The sequence below is a fragment of the Peribacillus frigoritolerans genome (assembly GCF_030676415.1).
GTDB classification, from domain to species: Bacteria; Bacillota; Bacilli; order Bacillales; family DSM-1321; genus Peribacillus; species Peribacillus frigoritolerans_A.
Map to the genome: position 1 here is coordinate 1 of NZ_JAUUTW010000073.1, position 1698 is coordinate 1698.

A 1698-nucleotide genomic window follows, 5' to 3' on the forward strand; every position below is an offset into this window, starting at 1 on the left:
ATTCCACGTCACCGTGGACACCCTTGCATTAAGCTAACCACTACTACTGCCTTCATGGTTCGGGACTTTCACCCTATAGATTGCACCCATGCCGGGCGCACGAAAAAGCTGCCTTAAAGACAGCTCCCCTTCAGCTAACGCACTCCATAGTTCTATAAGACTTAATTTAGAGTTGACACAAACTGTGACGTTTATCATACCAAGGGTTTTTGCTCGTATTTCCAAATGAAACCCTTGACAATGTAAGCGCTTTCTTTTATTATGATAATAGGTTGGATGGCATGCGTGGCAGTCATAGTATCTGGCGTAGGTGGGGCCAATACCGGGATCAGTACATAGAATAAACCCCCTACTTTATGCAACAGCTAACTTCTTCCGAATAGGAAACAGTGATTCATCAATCATGTTAAGTGGGCACTTTGCTCCTTTTTTCAAATACAAAAAAACTCTGTATTCAGCCAAATCGGTCAAATTCAGGGTTTCCCTAGCTTGAAAGCTCCCAATAAGATCCCTTATGTTTTTATTACAAATGTGTTTACTAGATTTATTGTCGAATGAGGAGGTGCTTTATGGAGAACGAAAAAAGTTCCCTTTACGATAAATTACCGTTAGAATTATTGGCGGGGTTTTATTATGAAATAAATAAGAACATTGAAAAAGGTATCTTGTCTGCTGCTATGTATCATGAAATTAGATTAATGGAACAAACAGCATTAAGAAGGGGAATCTCACTTGAATACCTACATGACAAGGGTGCTTTTATAATTGAAGCCGAGAAACTACTAATAGAAACAACCCTGCAACACCAAATAGTAGAATAAGAAGTCCAATGATGTTTCTAGGATGACATGCATGCGTAGCCGTCATAGTATCTAGCGTAGGTGAGGCCAATACCGGGATCAGTATATAAAATAAATCCCCTTTTTTATGCAACAGTTAGGCTTCTTCCGAGGTAGAAAACAGTCAAGTATAAAAATGCTACATAAATTGATAAAAACGAAAAAGCTAATACCTTGAAAGCATCGGCTGATATTCATTTTGGGCACTAAACGTCCTAATTAGGTATTTCCAGCCCCACTCTCTCTCCTGATTTATTCTACCTATTTTTATTCCTCCTTGGAATTAGACTTAGTTAATGTGATTACATAGTCGAAGTATACTTAATGAGCTTTTACATTTTTCCCACAGAACACCTCTTTATCCACTCGTTCCGATCTTGGGATTCGTGTAAGGCAAAGAATACCCCTTGCAACCAACCCTAGAAAAGGAGGGGAGCAGAGGCCATTCATTTTTACAAACTAATTTATTCCCCAACTAAAGAATCTACTATTCACGGTATCCAATAAAAAAGCTCTGAAGTTCTGGTAAGAATGAAAAAATTGAAAAAAGAAAGGAAAGAGCATAAGGAAAAACTGAGAGAAAGGCTATTTTTCAGCAGTAAGAATTCCCCAGTGCCATTGGAATTTATATAATGAAAAGGATTGGGAATACTTCCCGATATACAAGAAGTTTTCCTCCCTTATAAATTATCAAAAGTATTTTCAATGGCTAATTCCAATTCTTCTTTTCCATCTCCTATATAACGTTTGGTCATGTTCAAATCTTTATGCCCCATCAATTTTGAAACGGTTTGAAGGTCTATCCCCTTATCGATTAATTTTTGGCAAAACGTATTCCGCAGCTTATGGGGAGTCGCAT

Annotated in this window: 2 protein-coding genes; one reads left to right on the forward strand and one right to left on the reverse strand. The window is 37.9% G+C overall.

The genetic code is table 11. The features are described from left to right. The first annotated feature begins 569 nt into the window (after positions 1-569). Positions 570-821 (forward strand): hypothetical protein, encoded by a 252-nt coding sequence (locus Q8G36_RS28430; protein ID WP_305163127.1) that lies wholly within the window; start codon positions 570-572, stop codon positions 819-821. Between the two features lie 698 nt (positions 822-1519). On the opposite strand, the gene Q8G36_RS28435 is transcribed toward Q8G36_RS28430, so the two are convergent. Further along, a complete protein-coding gene (locus Q8G36_RS28435; RefSeq protein ID WP_305163128.1) occupies positions 1520-1681 on the reverse strand; it encodes a tyrosine-type recombinase/integrase in 162 nt (53 codons plus the stop codon). Between the last annotated feature and the right edge of the window lie 17 nt (positions 1682-1698).

Coding starts and splice junctions, on each gene's coding strand:
- Q8G36_RS28430 (WP_305163127.1), top strand. CDS start 570: ATGGAGAACGAAAAAAGTTCCCTTTACGATAAATTACCGTTAGAATTA.